Origin of the sequence: Candidatus Neomicrothrix sp. (genome assembly GCF_035329545.1) — a bacterium.
Taxonomy (GTDB): Bacteria; Actinomycetota; Acidimicrobiia; order Acidimicrobiales; family Microtrichaceae; genus Microthrix; species Microthrix subdominans.
Window position 1 is genome coordinate 1 of the sequence record NZ_DAOLGP010000025.1, and the last position, 15,740, is coordinate 15,740.

The 15,740-nt window shown below is 65.3% G+C and carries 13 protein-coding genes; 9 read left to right on the top strand and 4 right to left on the bottom strand.

Going from position 1 to position 15,740, the window contains the following annotated elements; genetic code table 11:
• The 3 genes from PKD89_RS13385 to PKD89_RS13395 all read right to left on the bottom strand — a co-directional run.
• The coding region (locus PKD89_RS13385; protein WP_324332498.1) for an S-layer homology domain-containing protein at window positions 1–345 on the bottom strand (345 nt) is incomplete at its 3' end.
• Window positions 346–485: 140 nt separating this feature from the next.
• Window positions 486–1,577, bottom strand: a complete 1,092-nt coding sequence (locus PKD89_RS13390; RefSeq protein WP_289012570.1) for an NHL repeat-containing protein — start codon at window positions 1,575–1,577, stop codon at window positions 486–488.
• A gap of 264 nt (window positions 1,578–1,841) precedes the next feature.
• Window positions 1,842–2,663, bottom strand: coding sequence for an IS5 family transposase (locus PKD89_RS13395; protein ID WP_289012571.1), 822 nt, complete (start codon window positions 2,661–2,663; stop codon window positions 1,842–1,844).
• A 92-nt stretch (window positions 2,664–2,755) separates the two neighbouring features.
• Between PKD89_RS13395 and PKD89_RS13400 the strand changes: the two genes are divergently transcribed.
• Both PKD89_RS13400 and PKD89_RS13405 read left to right on the top strand, forming a co-directional pair.
• A complete protein-coding gene (locus PKD89_RS13400; protein ID WP_287376667.1) occupies window positions 2,756–3,532 on the top strand; it encodes an endonuclease/exonuclease/phosphatase family protein in 777 nt (258 codons plus the stop codon).
• Window positions 3,517–4,767: a hypothetical protein gene (locus PKD89_RS13405; protein ID WP_287376670.1), complete on the top strand. Its 1,251-nt coding sequence runs from the start codon at window positions 3,517–3,519 to the stop codon at window positions 4,765–4,767. The genes PKD89_RS13400 and PKD89_RS13405 overlap by 16 nt, the downstream gene beginning before the upstream one ends.
• Window positions 4,768–4,822: 55 nt before the next feature.
• Here the strand turns inward: PKD89_RS13405 and PKD89_RS13410 are convergent, their stop codons facing one another.
• A complete protein-coding gene (locus PKD89_RS13410) occupies window positions 4,823–5,809 on the bottom strand; it encodes a polysaccharide deacetylase family protein (protein WP_289012573.1) in 987 nt (328 codons plus the stop codon).
• Between the two features lie 444 nt (window positions 5,810–6,253).
• Here PKD89_RS13410 and PKD89_RS13415 point away from each other — a divergent pair, with 444 nt between their 5' ends.
• The 7 genes from PKD89_RS13415 to ppk2 all read left to right on the top strand — a co-directional run bounded on the left by PKD89_RS13415 (window position 6,254) and on the right by ppk2 (window position 15,709).
• Complete coding sequence (locus PKD89_RS13415; RefSeq protein ID WP_289012574.1) at window positions 6,254–7,960, top strand: glycosyltransferase; 1,707 nt, start codon at window positions 6,254–6,256, stop codon at window positions 7,958–7,960.
• Window positions 7,957–9,084, top strand: a complete 1,128-nt coding sequence (locus PKD89_RS13420) for a glycosyltransferase family 4 protein (RefSeq protein WP_289012575.1) — start codon at window positions 7,957–7,959, stop codon at window positions 9,082–9,084. Before PKD89_RS13415 ends, PKD89_RS13420 begins: the two co-directional genes overlap by 4 nt.
• Window positions 9,085–9,204: 120 nt before the next feature.
• A complete protein-coding gene (locus PKD89_RS13425; RefSeq protein WP_287376681.1) occupies window positions 9,205–9,981 on the top strand; it encodes a hypothetical protein in 777 nt (258 codons plus the stop codon).
• Window positions 9,982–10,156: 175 nt separating this feature from the next.
• Window positions 10,157–11,443 (top strand): diacylglycerol/lipid kinase family protein, encoded by a 1,287-nt coding sequence (locus tag PKD89_RS13430; RefSeq protein ID WP_287390898.1) that lies wholly within the window; start codon window positions 10,157–10,159, stop codon window positions 11,441–11,443.
• 126 nt (window positions 11,444–11,569) lie between these two features.
• Window positions 11,570–13,195, top strand: coding sequence for an MFS transporter (locus PKD89_RS13435; protein WP_287390900.1), 1,626 nt, complete (start codon window positions 11,570–11,572; stop codon window positions 13,193–13,195).
• A gap of 96 nt (window positions 13,196–13,291) precedes the next feature.
• Complete coding sequence (locus tag PKD89_RS13440) at window positions 13,292–14,815, top strand: CYTH and CHAD domain-containing protein (protein ID WP_289012576.1); 1,524 nt, start codon at window positions 13,292–13,294, stop codon at window positions 14,813–14,815.
• A gap of 15 nt (window positions 14,816–14,830) precedes the next feature.
• Entirely contained in the window at window positions 14,831–15,709 is an 879-nt protein-coding gene (gene ppk2, locus PKD89_RS13445; protein WP_289012577.1) for a polyphosphate kinase 2, read from the top strand.
• Window positions 15,710–15,740: the final 31 nt, after the last annotated feature.

Genomic DNA, 15,740 nt, shown 5'->3' on the forward strand with positions numbered 1-15,740 from the left:
GTTGCGCCAGAGGAAGACGGCCATTTCGGCGCGGGTGACCTTGTTGTTGGGGGAGAAGGTGGTGGGTGTGGTGCCGGTGGTGATGCCGGCTTCGACGAGCCATGCAATGGCGGTGTTGGCGAAGTAGGTGGTGGGAACGTCAGAGAACCCGTGCGGAGCCGGTGAGAAACACGACGCGTCGCCTACGGCTTGCGGCGCGTTGGGGGATGCCCCGGCTGTGGCACGCCGAGCCCCAACGCGGCGATGCCGAGGAGCAGCATCATGGACACCCAGATCCTCGATTGACTCATTGTCATGTCGGGTTCTGCTCCAGAGGCGTGCATCAAAATTTACCAGACAGTGCAGTGCACGCTCTCAGCGAGGATCCGGAGTGGACATGCGAGCATCAGGTCATCGCTTCGAATCAGACTTCGGGTGCAAAACCAGCAACTCGCAACGTATTGAGGATCTCATCCGGCGGTGTATCGAGGCCTGGCCTGGGCGATCTACTCCGTATCCAAGCGGGTGATCTTCCGGATCCGATGGTTGTCAAAGTCGGCGACGTAGATGGTGCCGTCGGGGGCGACGGTCACCCCGGTCGGCCCGTTGAATTGGGCGGTGGCGCTGGGGCCGTCAGCAAACCCGGCAGTGCCGTTTCCGGCGAAGGTGGTGACCTGGCCGGTGGTCGGGTCGATGGCCCGGATTCGATGGTTGGCTCGATCGGCGACGTAGACGGTGCCGTCAAGGTCAACCGTCACACTGGACGGGCCAGTGAACTGGGCGGTGGCGCCGGGGCCGTCGGCAAACCCACCGGTGCTGCCTGCGAGTGTGGTGACCTTCCGGGTGGTCGGGTCGACTGCCCGGATTCGATGGTTGAGGTAGTCGGCGACGTAGACGGTGCCGTTCGGGGCGACCGCCACCCCAAACGGGCGGAAGAATTGAGCGGTGTCACCGGGGCCGTCAGCAAAGCCGGAGCCGCTGCCGGCGAGTGTGGTGACCGAGCCGGTGGTCGGATTGATGGCCCGGATCCGATGGTTGAAGAAGTCGGCGACGTAGATGGTGCCGTCGGGGGCGACCGTCAGCCCGGTCGGACCGTTGAACTGGGCGCTGGCGCCGGGGCCGTCGGCGTACCCGGCATTGTCGGTTCCGGCGACGGTGGTGACTGAGCCGGTGGTCGGGTCGATTGCCCGGATCCGATGGTTGTTGGTGTCGGCGACGTAGACGGTCCCGTTCGGGGCGACTGCGACCCCGAACGGGACAGCAAATTTGGCGGTGTCGCCGGGGCCGTCAGCATGACCGACGATCCCGGTTCCGGCGAGTGTGGTGACCTGCCCGGTGGTGGGGTTGGTGGCCCGGATTCGATGGTTGTTGGTGTCGGCGATGTAGACGGTGCCGTCGGGGGCGACAGCCACCCCGGTCGGGCCATTGAATTGGGCGGTGGTGTCGGAGCCGTCAGCAAACCCGGCGGTGCTCCCGGCGAGGGTGGTGACGTTGCTGGGCGGAACGCCGGCCGACCCGCACCCGCTGACAAGTCCCAACGTGGCGATGCTGAGGAGCAACGCCACGGACATCCGGATGCGCGATTGAATGATAGTCATGATCAATTCCCTCCACGAGACGTGACCCAGGCGACCGTTCGACCGTAGCAAGCCGGTCTCGCTCGTAGGGAGGATTTGGTCATGTTCAGGGCTGCCGGTGAGGCGACCAGCTGGCCCAGCCGATGGAGCGGCTGTCCGCTGAACGCATGGTGAAGCGTGCGAAGCCCCGATGGTGAGGTTGCGACATGGGGGCTGAAGAATCTGCTTCGCTAGTGTGGACGAACACGCACGTGGACGCCTGCTCCTAAGTGCCTGTCCGGTATGTCACCAGAGGCGTGCCCAGGTAATTGCTTGAGGGCTGTTCGGTGTTGGGTGGAGTCGGGCGAGCATCATGGCGATTGAGGCGACCTTGATCCAGGTTTCGGCGGCGATGGTGGTGTGTTCGAGATCCCGTTTTCCAAGCCGCCGGTAGGCGGACAGCCAAGCGAGCGATCGTTCGACGACCCACCGGTGTTTGACCGGGATGAACGCGTGTCGGGACGGGTTCTTGACGATCACGATCTTCAACCTGAGCCGTTCGGCTCGCTTGGCGAGGCCTCGGTAGCCGGAATCGGCGCGGACGATGCCGAGCATCGAGTTCGTCAGGCGGGCTTTTCGGAGGAGCTGGTGGCCGCCGGCGATGTCGGAGACGTACGCGGAGGTGACGAGCACGGCGATGAGGAGACCGAGACTGTCAACGATGATATGGCGTTTTCGGCCTCTGATCTTCTTTCCGGCGTCGTAGCCGACCTCCTCTGCACGTCCGGCGTTGGGGACGCTTTGTGCGTCGATGACCGCTGCCCCTGGGCCAGGATCGTGGCCTGATTGGGCGCGGGCGGCGTTGTGGAGGCGTTGGTGAACGGTGTCCCAGGTGCCGTCCTCGCGCCAGGCCACGAAGCAGTCGTTGACAGTGGAGCGAGGTGGGAACTCCGATGGCAGGTAGCGCCATTGGCAGCCGGTTCGGGCTTGGTAGAGGATCGCGTTGACGATGAGCCGTCGAGAGTGAACGTGAGGTCGGCCCATGGTCGATCGTTGTTCGAACAGGTCGGCGACGGCCTCCCATTGTTCGTCGGTGAGATCAGAGGGGTAGGTGCGTTCGTCCGCCATCCCGATAGTTCACTCTACGCACGATTTATTCGCGCGGATGGTGACCATGAATGGCCGTCACTCACATACCGGACAGACACTAAGGAAGCGACATGATCTCTTCAAGACGACTCGCAATATCTGCGCTAGCGCTCGCAGTTTTGGGAGCGCTGCTGCCCGCCTGCCATGGTCCAGGAAATGGCGGCCTCGTCTTCGATTGGAACATTTGGGGATACAAAGGGAACACTGCTTATAACCCGGACGTTGTTTCTGCGTTGGTCAACACTATCTCGGCGCAGGACCCGAAGCCGCAATATATCATGCTGCAGGAAGTGTGCTCAAACCAATTAGCCCAACTCGCGGCGCAGCTGCCAGAGTATTCATCTGCGTCGTATTTACAACACCCATTGGGCAAGCCCAATTGCCAATCTTTTGGAAACGCCATGTTTTTCCTCGGCAACGCTGACAGCGTTTCCTACGGCCTCTACCCGGTCAATCCCAACTATGAACAGCGGGGGTATGTCTGCAACGTTGCGACGGTTGGCGGCCGCTCCGACATCAAGGCCTGCAGCACCCACCTGGATCTCGACGCGTCCAGCTCGGCCCAAGCGACCTACATGCGAACCACTGTGGCGCCGCACATCGCAGCCGGGGATTACAACATCACCCCGGGTCACTCCGGAACCGCAGCGCTGAACGACTACCGCAATAACGGATGGACTGAGGCCACGAGTGGTGCTGGTGAACTTTCGACCAGTTCGACCACCGACGGCGGAAGCAGGCGTGACTACATTTGGTTTCGTGCTCCATTTACGGCGGATCTACTCGCTCGCATTACGCCCCGTGCAGAGTCTGATCACCATACCTATGAGGGGTGGTCCTCAACATGAGAACTAAATTCATGACGTGCGTTTTTGTTGCCTTCGTGGCAGCCACCGCTGTTGCTTGCGGGTCAGACGGCGGCCCCACTGTGACGGCAGATGGTCTTGGAGCGGCCGGAAGTGTCGAGCTCCCTGAGCCTTTGGCAACAGCGGCAGACACGATCAGCGCCACGGATGACCACTTTGTGGTGTCGGGAACGACTGGTGAGTCTCTGCTCGTTTCGGCCTTTGACCTTGAGTCGTCGGCATGGGACGACACCGTGACCATCGACGAAGGGTTCTCGTGGCAAGTCGTTGGAGGCACCACAAGCACGTCGGTCGTCGCCGGTGTCTGCGAAGGAGAGAAGCAGGGCGACGTGTGTTCCAGCCCTCAGGGCAACGTGCGTCTCTACCAGATCGAGGACGGCGCTCTTGTCGAGACCGTCGACGGGCCTGACCTGACCGGACTCGACGGGGGCTTCTCCGATCTGCGGGCCGCTGCGCAAGGTGACGCCGTCATCGTCGCGGTCCGAACCGACACCGATGCGTCGCATCTGTACCGCTGGAACGGCGACGCGTGGGATGACCTCGGAGAAACCGAGGCAGTGCGGAGGATGTGCTCCACGGAGACCACGACGTACGTTCAAACCTTCATCCCGCCGGGTGTGACCGCACCGCCTGGAGCCACCGTCACAGAGTCCGGCGAAGTGATCGTCACCGCGCCGGCGCCCGGCGCCGCAACGCCACGGAGTGTTCCACCTGGTCAAGCACCCGACGCCGGGTTGGAAACGACCAAGCTCCTCATGAGAGAGATCACTGCACAAGGCAGGATCTCCGAACCCTACGAAGCCGGCGTCACGGGGGACTTCTCGATCAACGGCGAGCTGCTCTGCACAAACACCCAAGCCAGCCAACTGGTGGACGGCAGGTGGCGCCCCCTGACCGACCGCACGCTGGGCACAGCCACCGGTGAACCCGGCTTGCAAACAACCCAGGCCCTGTCTGCTTCGCCAGTTTCAGGGCCGGGAGGCAATGTTCCGGAGATTGTGGTGACCGACGCTCAGAAGTCGGGTCAGCCGTCGCTCGTCGGAGTCGACTCGACGACCAACCTGAACCTCGTGAGTGACCAGAGCACGGTGGTGTCGGCCGCCCGTACGGGGCGGTTCGCAGCTGTCCTGAGCAGCGACGCATCCGACGTCACCCTCGACGAACCGGTGTCACCCGACAACGCCCCGATTCGAAAGTTGACCGTCTTCGCCGACTGATCACACGACGGGGGTTCCCAGCGCACAGCTGCGGGGATTGGCGCAGGGTTCCGGCCTATGTCGTCGGGATGTCGATATAGCCGGTGGGCTCGGCTCGCATGGCGTCGAGGTAGCCGGGGGTTTGCAGTTCCAGCCAGTCGACCACGGTGGTGAAGGGCACGCACTGCACATCTGCTCGTGGGCATGCAGCTGCCATGAAGTCGGCGGTTGCCGGGTTGAAGGCGTTGCCGCTCCAGTTGTTGAAGTGGTTGGCGATCACCAGCGGCGCACGGTTGCCGGTGATCACGAAGTCGAGCACTGCGTCGTAGACCTCCGTCGTGCGTGCCCGCATGCTGGGCGCGTCTTCGGGTCGGTCCTTGCCGCCGTTGAACTGCAACCACAGGTTGTAATCCAGGGTGAGGGTGCGGTCGCCGTCGAAGTACACGGTGGAGATGGGGAATTCCCAGAGTCCCTCATCGATGGTTGGCCACTCGACGCCGGTAGCGATGGCGCTGGAGTCGTAGCGGTACCCGCGCTCCCGCAGCGCCGGCGTCAGCGCCTCCTTCCGATACTCCAAACATGGCGCCCGGAATCCCTCGACCGAGTTGGGGTCGGCGAGCAGCGGTTCGCCGATCAGCTCGGGCGCTCGGTCTCGAGCTCGTTCGAAGAAGGCGGTGAACTGGTCCAGTTCGTGACCCCATTGGTCGGCGGACCAGGTGGCACCCACCTCGGTCGACATCCCCTTGCAAAGATGGCCCACAGCGTGGTTGCCGAGTTCGTGGCCCTCGTCGACGGCCCGGTTGAGGTTGGTCAACAGGGTGGCCAGTTGCTCATCGCTCTTCGAGAACGCCACGTCGGCCATGCCCGGCGGGTTACCGGGTGGGGTGTAGTCGGTCCGGGACGCCTCCGGGACGAAATAGGTGCCGGTCATGAACACGGTGAACGCCGCCTGGGATGCCTTGGCTGTATCGAGGAACAGCTGCCAGCGTTCCTTGTAGCCCCCTCCGTCAAAGGAGAACACCACGAATTGGGGCGGGCGCTCGCCGGGCTCGAAGCGGCGCATCCACGGCCGAACAGGAGCCCCTTGGGCTTGGGTCGCCGAAAGAGCCTTCGATGTCGGTTTTGAGGCGCCGTCCGCCGGCTTCGGGACGTTGGCCCCTGTCGCAGCTACCTCGCCCGGTTCGGCGCGCGTTGAGCCAACGATGCCGATGGCAAGAACAGTCACGGCAACGATGCCCAGCGCAGCAACCCATGCCGTGGATCTGCTCAGGTGGGAGCCTGGGGTCGGGTGGTCGATTGGCAGGTCTCCATTTTCCAAGCCGGGCCAGACGTCGGCGCTGACACCACATGTGGCCAAGGGCGGACACATGATACTCGGGCTACATCGAGGGTTGAGCAGCGGGACTCACGAGCCCTGGGTCGAAAGCGAACCGCCAATGGGCTACGAACGGGTCACCAAACCTACGATGAGGGGCATGGAAACCCGCCAACCGGAAACGGAATGCTCGTGCGCATTGAGGATCTGAAGCAGCGCCACGTCGACACAGGCGACGGCATCAGCGAGGTGTTGGACGAGCTCGCTCGACACACCCTCGATCCCCCGTCGTCCAGCCTGCGGGACCGTATGGCCCAAGGCATCGGATTCGTCACCTTCGCCTTCGACATCGACGGAGTGTCGATGGAGATCGCCAAGTATGCGAGGTGCCTCACCGAGATCTCGCCCGGTGCCCCGATCCATTGCATAGCGGGAAACTTCGGCGAGAAGGCGGACGCCATCCTCGACCCGGAGTGGCAACGCTGCCGGTTGGAGGGAGCAGACGGCTGGGACAAGTGGGACGATGGCAAGTGGTTCGCCCGTCTTTTCTTCGAGGACCTGCCGCCGGGGAGTCAGCAGTCAAGCGAGCTGTCGGCCGAGATGTGGCAGCAGGCGCTCGTCCTCGCTGAGCGGCTCGTTAACTACATCGAGGACAACCACCTCGGCCTCCTCATCATCGTCAATACGAACTCCAACCCCGGCAATGTGGCCTACGCGCTGGCCATCGTGCTCGCAACCGAGGTGACCGGTTGCGCGGTCATCAACAACAACCACGACTTCTACTGGGAAGGCGGCAAGGCCGGATGCAAACGCAACCCGGGTGAAGAACCCGGCCCGCGTGACCACTTCTTCCGTAACCACGACAACGAGGAGTTCTTCTCCTTCCTCCAACGCATCTTTCCGTGGAACGGTCGCAATTGGGTACAGGCCAACATCAACCCGGTGCAATCGCGGCGTCTCATCGACCGGTTCCACTTCCATCCCGACAGCGTCTTCACGATCGGAACCGCCATCGATGCCAGCTTCTTCGATGAACCCACGCCGGCGCGCAAGGTCGAGAACCGTCGGCAAATGGCTCACGTGCTCGGCGGAACCCCGGTGATCGAGCCCGCCTCCGTCGGTCGCTTTCAGCAGACGCTCGGCACGTGGATGGCCGATCAAGCGCCGCTGGTGTGCGCGGCACATCGCGATCTGCAGCTCGACATCACCGCCGACGGTGCGCTCTATCTCTTGCAGCCGACCCGTATCGTGCCTCGCAAGCGCATCTGGAGGGACTGGGAACTGATCGCCGCGCTTCTGCAGTACGAGCCGTTCCGGTTCGTGTTCGATCAACGTCCCGAAATGACCCTGACGCTCCACGTCAGCGGGCCGGTTCCGATCGAGCATCGAGATGCGATGGACCGGCTGCTCGACGCGTACAGGTCGACGCTGAACTCGGTGCCCTTGGACGTCGGTCGCCGGCTTTTCCAAGCCTTCTCCGTCGGATGCCAAACCCATCCGTCACTGACGACCAAGCTCGACATTGTCGACATCTATCATCTCGCCGACCTGGTGGTGTTTCCGAGCATGCAGGAGGGTCGCGGCCTGCCGATCCCGGAGGCGGCCGCTGCGGGCATCCCCCTCGTCTGTAGCGAGTACGAACCCCGGGCAGTATTCGAGGAGGTCGTCGGAATGGGCCGCCCTTCAGAGCAGGTGATCCTCTACGAGGAGTTTCCGGACGGTGCGTTCCCAGAGGACCTCCTGGCCAGCCTCACCTCCGCCCTCCTCGATCCGGAGAGCCAGTCCGAACGGAAGGCGCACAACCGCAAGGCGGTCCTCGCCCGCTACTCGCTCGATTCGCTGACGGACACCTTCAGGCAGATCGTCGATCGCCTCGATCGCGCATCGGAGTCTCAGTGACGCACGTCTGCTTCATTGAGGACACCCACCTTCACGGCGGGACCCAGATCTGGGTGACCGAAGCCGTTCGGGTGTTCTTGGCGAAAGGCCACGAGGTCACGCTGCTGACTCCCTCCGGAGGATTCGTTGCCCGGGACGGCGTGACCACCGACGCGCGGGTGGTCACCTACGGGTTCGACGACGTCGTGTCCGAGGACGTCGCCCACCAGAACCTTTGGATCGATGCCTTGGCAGCGGCGGACGTTGCGGTCTGCACCGTCCATCCTCCTCGGGACGGCTTCCATTGCTCCCGGTTTGCTGCGCGGTGCATCGAGCAGGCGGGCCTGTCGACGGTGTTGCAGCCCAAGACCGGCACGATCGTCCCGGAGTATCTGCGCGAGTTCTATGCGCCCCCCGAGGACATCAGCTACCAGGTGATCTCGATCACCGATTTCACACGGCACTACCTCATCGAGCACTACGGCATCCCCGCCGACCGGGTGAGCCTCATCTATCAGGGAACCGACGTGGCGACGTTCACCCCGAATGCCGAGCGGGCCGAACGGGCGCGGCTGGCGTACGTGCTGCCCGACGGTGCGTTTCCGGTGTTGGGCAACCTGGGGTCGTTCGAGCATCGCAAGGGTCAGGTGGGGTTGCTCGAGGCGGTCGCCCGGATCCGCTCGGGCCTGCCCGATGTGTACCTGCTGCTCGTGGGTGACGGGCCCGACGAGGGCCTGCTGCGGGCGAAAGTTGGCCAACTGGGCCTGCAGGACCATGTGGAGTTTCACCCATTCACGCGCACGCCAGCCGACGTTTTCGAGATCGTTGACGTCCTGGTGCTCCCCAGCCTCTACAAGGAGGGCCTGCCCAACGTGCTGCTCGAGGCGATGTCGATGGGCCTCCCGGTGGTCTCGAGCCGTTTGGCCGGCACGCCGGAAGTGGTCCATGAGGGCCAGACCGGCCTGCTGGTCGAGCCCGGTGACATCGCCGGGCTGGCCGCTGCGATCGAACGGCTCGGCGTCGATCGCGACTCGGCACGGGCTATGGGCGGAGCCGGCCGGCGGCTGATGACGACCGGCTTCGACAAGGAGCATCAGTTCGACGCGTTTCTGGAGCACTTCGCTGGTCACTCGCCGAGCCGATAGCGACTCCCGTCGCCGCCTCCGGCAGATGAATCAATCTTCGACGCAGACAGTGCGGCGACGAGTACGGTTTCTTTCGTCTGGGTGGGTGGCTTCGAGCGCCCGAGTTCGGGGAGATCTCGTTTGCGGACCATCGATCAGAAGAGCACCGCAGGCCGATCGGTCGATGCCGCCCAGCGGCGCGGCGCTGGGAACCCCGATGCCAACCTGCCGTGCCCGGCGTGCGCCACCAGCCTGAAGGGCGCCAACGTTGGCCGTCATCTCCGGGACAAGCACCCCGACACCGTCGGTGCGGCGCCGGGCAGCAACGATGCGGACCTGACCCTCGTCGGGATCGATCACCGCATACGGCGAACCTTTGCCGGTCTGGTGGTCGTGTGGTTCGTCGTTGTGGGCGTTGCTCTGGTCGCCGATCCAAGCCCGACCGTCGTCGGCGATGATCCGTCACTGTCGCAGATTGTCCGGGAACCTGTCGTGGTTCTCGTTGCGGTCGGCCTGTTGGTCGCCGCCATCATCGCCGTGCTGTGGGCCGCCAAGGCGTTCCGCTCGCGGCTGACCGTGACGCAAGAGGGGATCGCCCTCACCCACCGCATGGGCACCGGCCGCCGCCTGGTCCCACTGCCGGCTGCGGTCGAGACCGGCACGCTGTTCATTCGTCGTGACACCGGCAACGACGGAGGCGCCGCCGTCGAGATTCGGTCTGGCGCCTACCTCCGCATAGGCGAAGGTCGCCGATCCATCACGGTTGGATGCCCTCACGCCACAGGTGTCCGCAAGCACTGGGTGGGGTGGACGGCGGGCAAGCGTCGCAAGTGGTGGGACGTCGACCTCAGCGCCGCCGCGTTCGTGGAACTGCAGTACGCACTGGCCGAGTCGGGATGCCTGGTACCGGCGTCATGAACGGTCGCCGCCGACGTCCCCTCAGCCCCTCTGGCCGAGGGGCTCCGTTTGCTTCGACTCGCCGGCAACGCGTCAGGCCCGGCGCGAGATCACCCGCAGCGGGTGACGACGGCGCCCTTTCACCCGGTCAGCATGCTGAGATGGGTTCTTATCTTTTTGGGTCGGGTGCTACCGAATGAGTGCGGGGTCGACCGGGCGGGTCGGGCCGAGCGGTGCGCAGCGAGGCTGGGCGGCGCTCACCCTCGTGCTGCTTGTCCTGTTTCTGGCGGCACTGATCGTGGCCGTGGTGCGCAACTTTCCGTTCGGCCTGCTCTTCGGGGCGTTGCTGATCGGAGGGGCGACCACCGCCTATCAGGCAGCGCGCCGTCGCTCCGTTGCCCGAGCGGTGCTGGCCGCAGCGGCCGTGGTGGTACTGCTCGCTGCGATCGTGGTGTTGGTCGCCAAGAACATGGTGCTGGATTTGGCCGTGCTCGCCGCGCTCCTGGCGGGTGTCGCCGTTGCCACCCGCCGAACGTTTCAACCGACGTCCGAGCTGTCCGAAGTGGATCCGCCGCGTCGACCGGTCGTCATCTACAACCCCAAGTCGGGTGGCGGGAAGGCGGTGTCCAACAACCTGGCGGCGGAGGCCGCGGCCCGGGGCATCGAGGCGATCGGTTTGCAGCCAGGCGACGACCTGGTGCAGTTGGTCGCTGACGCCGTCGCCCGGGGTGCCGACGGCCTGGCTGCCGCCGGCGGGGACGGCACGCAGGCTCTGGTTGCGACGTTTGCGGCCGCGAACAACTTGCCGTTTGCGTGCATCCCCGCCGGCACCCGCAACCACTTCGCCCTCGACCTGGGCGTTGACCGCGACGACGTGGTCGGCGCCCTCGACGCCTTCGTCGCCGGCGGTCGCGAGCGCCGGGTGGACCTGGCCGAGGTGAACGGGCGGGTCTTCGTCAACAACGTGTCGATGGGGGTGTATGCCTCTGCGGTGCAGAGCGACGGCTATCGCGACGCGAAGGTGTCGACCTTGCTCGACACGGTCTCCGACGTGGTCGGTCCCGATGCGGACGGCGGCGCGGCGATGCGCTGGCTCGGCCCGGACGGAAGCGATCGCGGGTCGGCCGCGGTGCTGATGGTGTCGAACAACCCCTACCGGCTGGGCGCGTTGTTCGGTAACGGGACCAGGCCGCGGCTGGACGGCGGCGTCCTCGGGGTGGCCGCCACACGCGAACGCGGGGAGAGTCGCCTGTCGTCGTCGTGGACCTGTGCCGAGTTTGTCGTCGAGTCCGACCAGCCCATCCCACTGGGCGTCGACGGCGAGGCGCTGGTGATGGACTCCCCGGTTGAGTTTCGCTCCCGTCCAGGGGCGCTCCGAGTGCGGGTCGCCCCGCAGCACCCCGGTGGGTCGCCGTCATCGGGTGCCCCAAACGGCCTCGGCGACGCCCTGCACCGCCTCGTCGCCCTGATCAGCGATAGCTGAGGACGGTTTGCAACCGCGTACGAGAACTTCGTCGAGTGAAAATCCTGCACAGCCTTTCGGACGCCGGGTAGCTTCGTCGCACACGCGAGGCCGCTGTGGCGGGTCGCTCGGCAGGGGGAGCGGGTCGTGAAGAAGTGGTTGCCGCTGATCGCGTTGGGCACGGCGCAGTTCGTCATGGTGCTCGATCAGTCGGTGATGAACGTCTCGATCAGCCAGTTGGTCCACGACTTCGACACCACGGTCACCACCATCCAGGCGGTCATCACCCTGTACTGCCTCGTCATGGCGATGCTGATGCTCACCGGCGGCAAGATCGGCGACATCATCGGCCGGCGGCGAGCGTTCACCGTCGGGCTGATCATCTACGCATGCGGCTCGGCGTTGACCGCCGTGGCCCCGTCGGTGGCGGTACTGGCGCTCGGGTGGTCGATCCTCGAGGGCATTGGCGCAGCCTTGGTGTTGCCTGCGCTGGCGGCGTTGATCGCGGGCAACTTCGAGGGTTCGGCACGCAAGGTGGCCTACGCCGTGATCGGCGGGGTCGCCGGTGCTGGGATCGCCATCGGCCCGATCCTGGGGGGCTGGGCCACCACCGAGCTGTCCTGGCGGGTGGTGTTCGTCGGCGAGGTGGTGCTGGTGCTGTTCATCCTGGCGATGACCCACCTGATCGGCGACGCAAAGACCGGTGAAACCCCGCCCAAGCTCGACGTCGTCGGAAGCGTCCTGGTGGCAACCGGCCTGGGAGCGGTCGTGCTGGGCACCCTGCAGTCGTCCACCTGGGGATGGATCAGGCCGAAGGATTCGCCGATCGAAGTGTTTGGCTTCTCGCTGACGATCTTTGTGATCACCGCCGGCGGGGTGTTGTTGTGGGCATTCGTCACCTGGCAGCACCGTCGTGAGCGGCATGGAAAGGACCCGCTGGTCCACATGGGGCTGCTCGGCATCGTGCCGCTGCGCTCCGGGCTGATCGGTCTGTTTTCCCAGAACCTCATCCTCATGGGTGTGTTCTTCGTGATCCCCTTGTACCTGCAGTTGGTGATCGGGCTCGATGCGCTGGAGACCGGCATCAAGATGCTGCCGGTCTCGATCACGATGTTCATCGCCTCCGCCGTCGGGTCACGCCTGTCGGGCCGCTTCCCGGTTCGGGGCATCGTACGCGCCGGCCTGATGACCACCGTCGTTGCAATCGTCGCGCTGCTGGCGACGGTCAAGCCGGACTTGGGCGATGCCGGGTTCGCCGTGTCGATGGCGGTGCTCGGCGTGGGTATGGGCCTGATCGTGTCCCAGCTGGGCAACGTGGTGCAGTCCTCGGTCGATGCCTCCGGTCGAGGCGAGGCGGGCGGGCTGCAATACACCGGACAGCAGCTCGGCTCGTCGCTCGGGGTGGCGCTGATCGGCGCCATCGTGTTGGCCGGGCTGACCGGTGCGTTTGTCAACCAGGTGGAATCCGACACCAGGATCGCCGACGAGGTGAGCGCGCAGGTGAGCGTCGCCGCCCAGCCCGGCATCGACTTCGTTGACTCATCCCAGATCGAGGCGGCGGCCGCCCAGGCCGACATCGACGGGCGCACCGGCGCCGCCATCGTCGACGACTACGAGACCGCTCAGCTCCAGGCACTCAAGGCCGGATTGCTGGCGGCAGCGCTGCTGGCGCTCATCTCGCTGGCGTTCACCGGCGGGCTTCCCCACGAGTCGCCAGCACGCGACGGCGACCCTGCCGATCACGAGCCTGCGGGGAGCCCGGTGGGGGTATGACGCGCAGTCACCCGCAGCGGGTGAGCAGACCTGGTCGCCGGTCGGTCAAAGTGAGGCACATGGTGAGCTGATGACGCATACGGAGGTCGATATATGATGGAAGTCGAAACGAAGCTGGTGCCGCCGTCGGGTTTTTCCATGCCCGGCCTGTTGGACGTCGTCGTCGGAACACGACCAACCGGTGGAGGCGTCGGCCCAGCCGAACCTGTACGGCTCGTCGCCCGCTACTTCGACACCGACGACCTGGCGCTCGCCCGGTCGTCGATCACGTTGAGGTATCGGTCGGATCCAAGCGGGGGTCGATGGACCGTCAAGCTTCCGGCGAGGTCGCGCAAGTCACACCACCTTGCGCGACGTGAGGTCGACGTCGACGGCCCGGAAACGGACGTGCCCAGAGCGTTGCTGGGGCTCTTGACCGCCCAACTGCGCGGCAGGACACCGACTGTCGTCGCAACGCTGGTCACCTCCAGGGTTACCCAACGCTTGACGACAAGCGATGGTGCCGGGTTGGTCGAAGTCGCGGTCGACCACGTCTGCGGCACCCGCACCGACGGTCCAGTGCTGGAGTTCGACGAGGTCGAGGTCGAGCAGCTCGACGGGTTCGGAGCCAAGCGGGCCCGACGAGCGATGGTGACGGCACTGCGCAGCGCCGGGTGTCGGCGGGGGTCGCAGGTGCCGAAGCTGATGCGGGTGCTCGGCACCGACCAGCTGGGCCCACCCGACGTGGTCGTCCCAACGTTGCCGCCGGAGCCAACCGTCCATGAGGCCGTCGGGCATGCCATGGCCCGTTCGCTCGATCAGCTGCTGTTCCATGACCCCCGCATCCGCCTCGGCGGCGATGAGGAAGACCTGCACCAGTTCAGGGTGGCGGTCCGACGGCTCCGGTCCGACCTTCGCACCTTCGTCGATGTTCTCGACGTGCTCGATAGGCCATCGGCCGCAGCGCTCGCTCGGGAGCTCGGGTGGCTGGCTGATGCCACGAGCGCCCGCCGTGATTTGGATGTGCTGCGTGCCCGGTTGGTCGCAGCTAAGAACGAGGTTTCGCCGCTGGACACCAAGGCGCTGGAAAAATTGGTGGACCGTTGTGACCTCCAAGCGGAGCAGGCCGGCGCCATGGTTCTCGAGGCGCTGGAGAGCAGGCGATACGTCGATCTGCTCGACGCGTTGGTGAAATCGGTCGCAGGTCTCGCCGACCCCGATCGGCCCGGCGCCGGTGAGGTCACCGACAAGGATCACCTCCGGGCGATGGTGCGGCGGCGTTGGAAAAAGCTCGATCGCCACATTGCTCACCTGGAACGGGATCCAAGCCCGGCGGTGCTCCATCGGACCCGCATCGTCGCGAAACGTTGCCGGGCCGCCCTAGGCGCGGCGCGGCCGATCCTGGGGTCGAGGTCCAAGAAACTCGAGCGTGACCTGGGTGGCCTGCAGGACGTCCTCGGCGATGTCCACGACTGCGAGGTGGCTCAGGAGTGGTTGCGGCTTGCTGCCAAGGAGCAATGGTCGACGGCGCTCGTCGCCGGGCAGCTCGTCGCCGGGCTGCGGGCCGAGGAGGAGCGAGGGTGGAACGATTGGCCCGAGGCCTGGAAGCGGGTCGAACATCGGCGTCGTCGACGCCGATGAACCGGGGGGATTGACATGGCGAAGCACAAGAAGAGGCACAAGAAGAAGCACAAGCACGGAAAGCACGGGAACGGCAGTACGCGTAGCAGCATTGCGACGCCCGACGGGGCCGACCGGCCGAAGCGGCTCAAGCGCAAGCCCTACGAGCGCGAGCTGAAGCAGCTCCAGGTCGAGCTCGTTCATCTTCAGCAGTGGGTCGTCGACACGGGGGCGAGGGTGTGCATCGTGTTCGAGGGACGAGACACCGCCGGCAAGGGTGGGGTCATCAAGCGCCTCACCGAGCGGGTGAGCCCACGCGTGTTCCGCACGGTTGCGCTACCGGCGCCGAACGAACGCGAGAAGTCCCAGATGTACACCCAGCGGTACATGGCGCACTTCCCGGCCGGCGGGGAGATCGTGATCTTCGACCGCAGTTGGTACAACCGGGCCGGCGTCGAGCGGGTGATGGGGTTCGCCACCGAACAGGAGGTCGAGCGCTTCCTGGAGCTGGTCCCGGCGGTCGAGAAGGTCATGGTCGAGTCCGGGATCATCCTGTTGAAGTACTGGCTGGAGGTCGACCAGGACGAACAGACTCGACGGCTTCGGGCCCGCATCGAGGACGGCCGGAAAACCTGGAAGCTCTCGCCGATGGACCTGGAGTCGTACTCGCGCTGGTACGACTATTCGCGCGCTCGCGACGCCATGTTCGCCGCCACCGATACCGACGCCGTCCCGTGGTACGTCGCCGACTCCAACGACAAGCGCAGGGCGCGCCTCAACATCATCAGCCACCTGCTCAGCCAGATCCCCTACGAGCGAAACGCGCCGGAGCGGGTCGAGCTGCCCGAGCGGGAGGGCCATGGTGACTATGTCGAGCCGGACCGGACGCTGCGATGGGTCCCGGCCCGCTTCTGATGCGCTCAAACGCGGGCTCGTCGTGACCGGC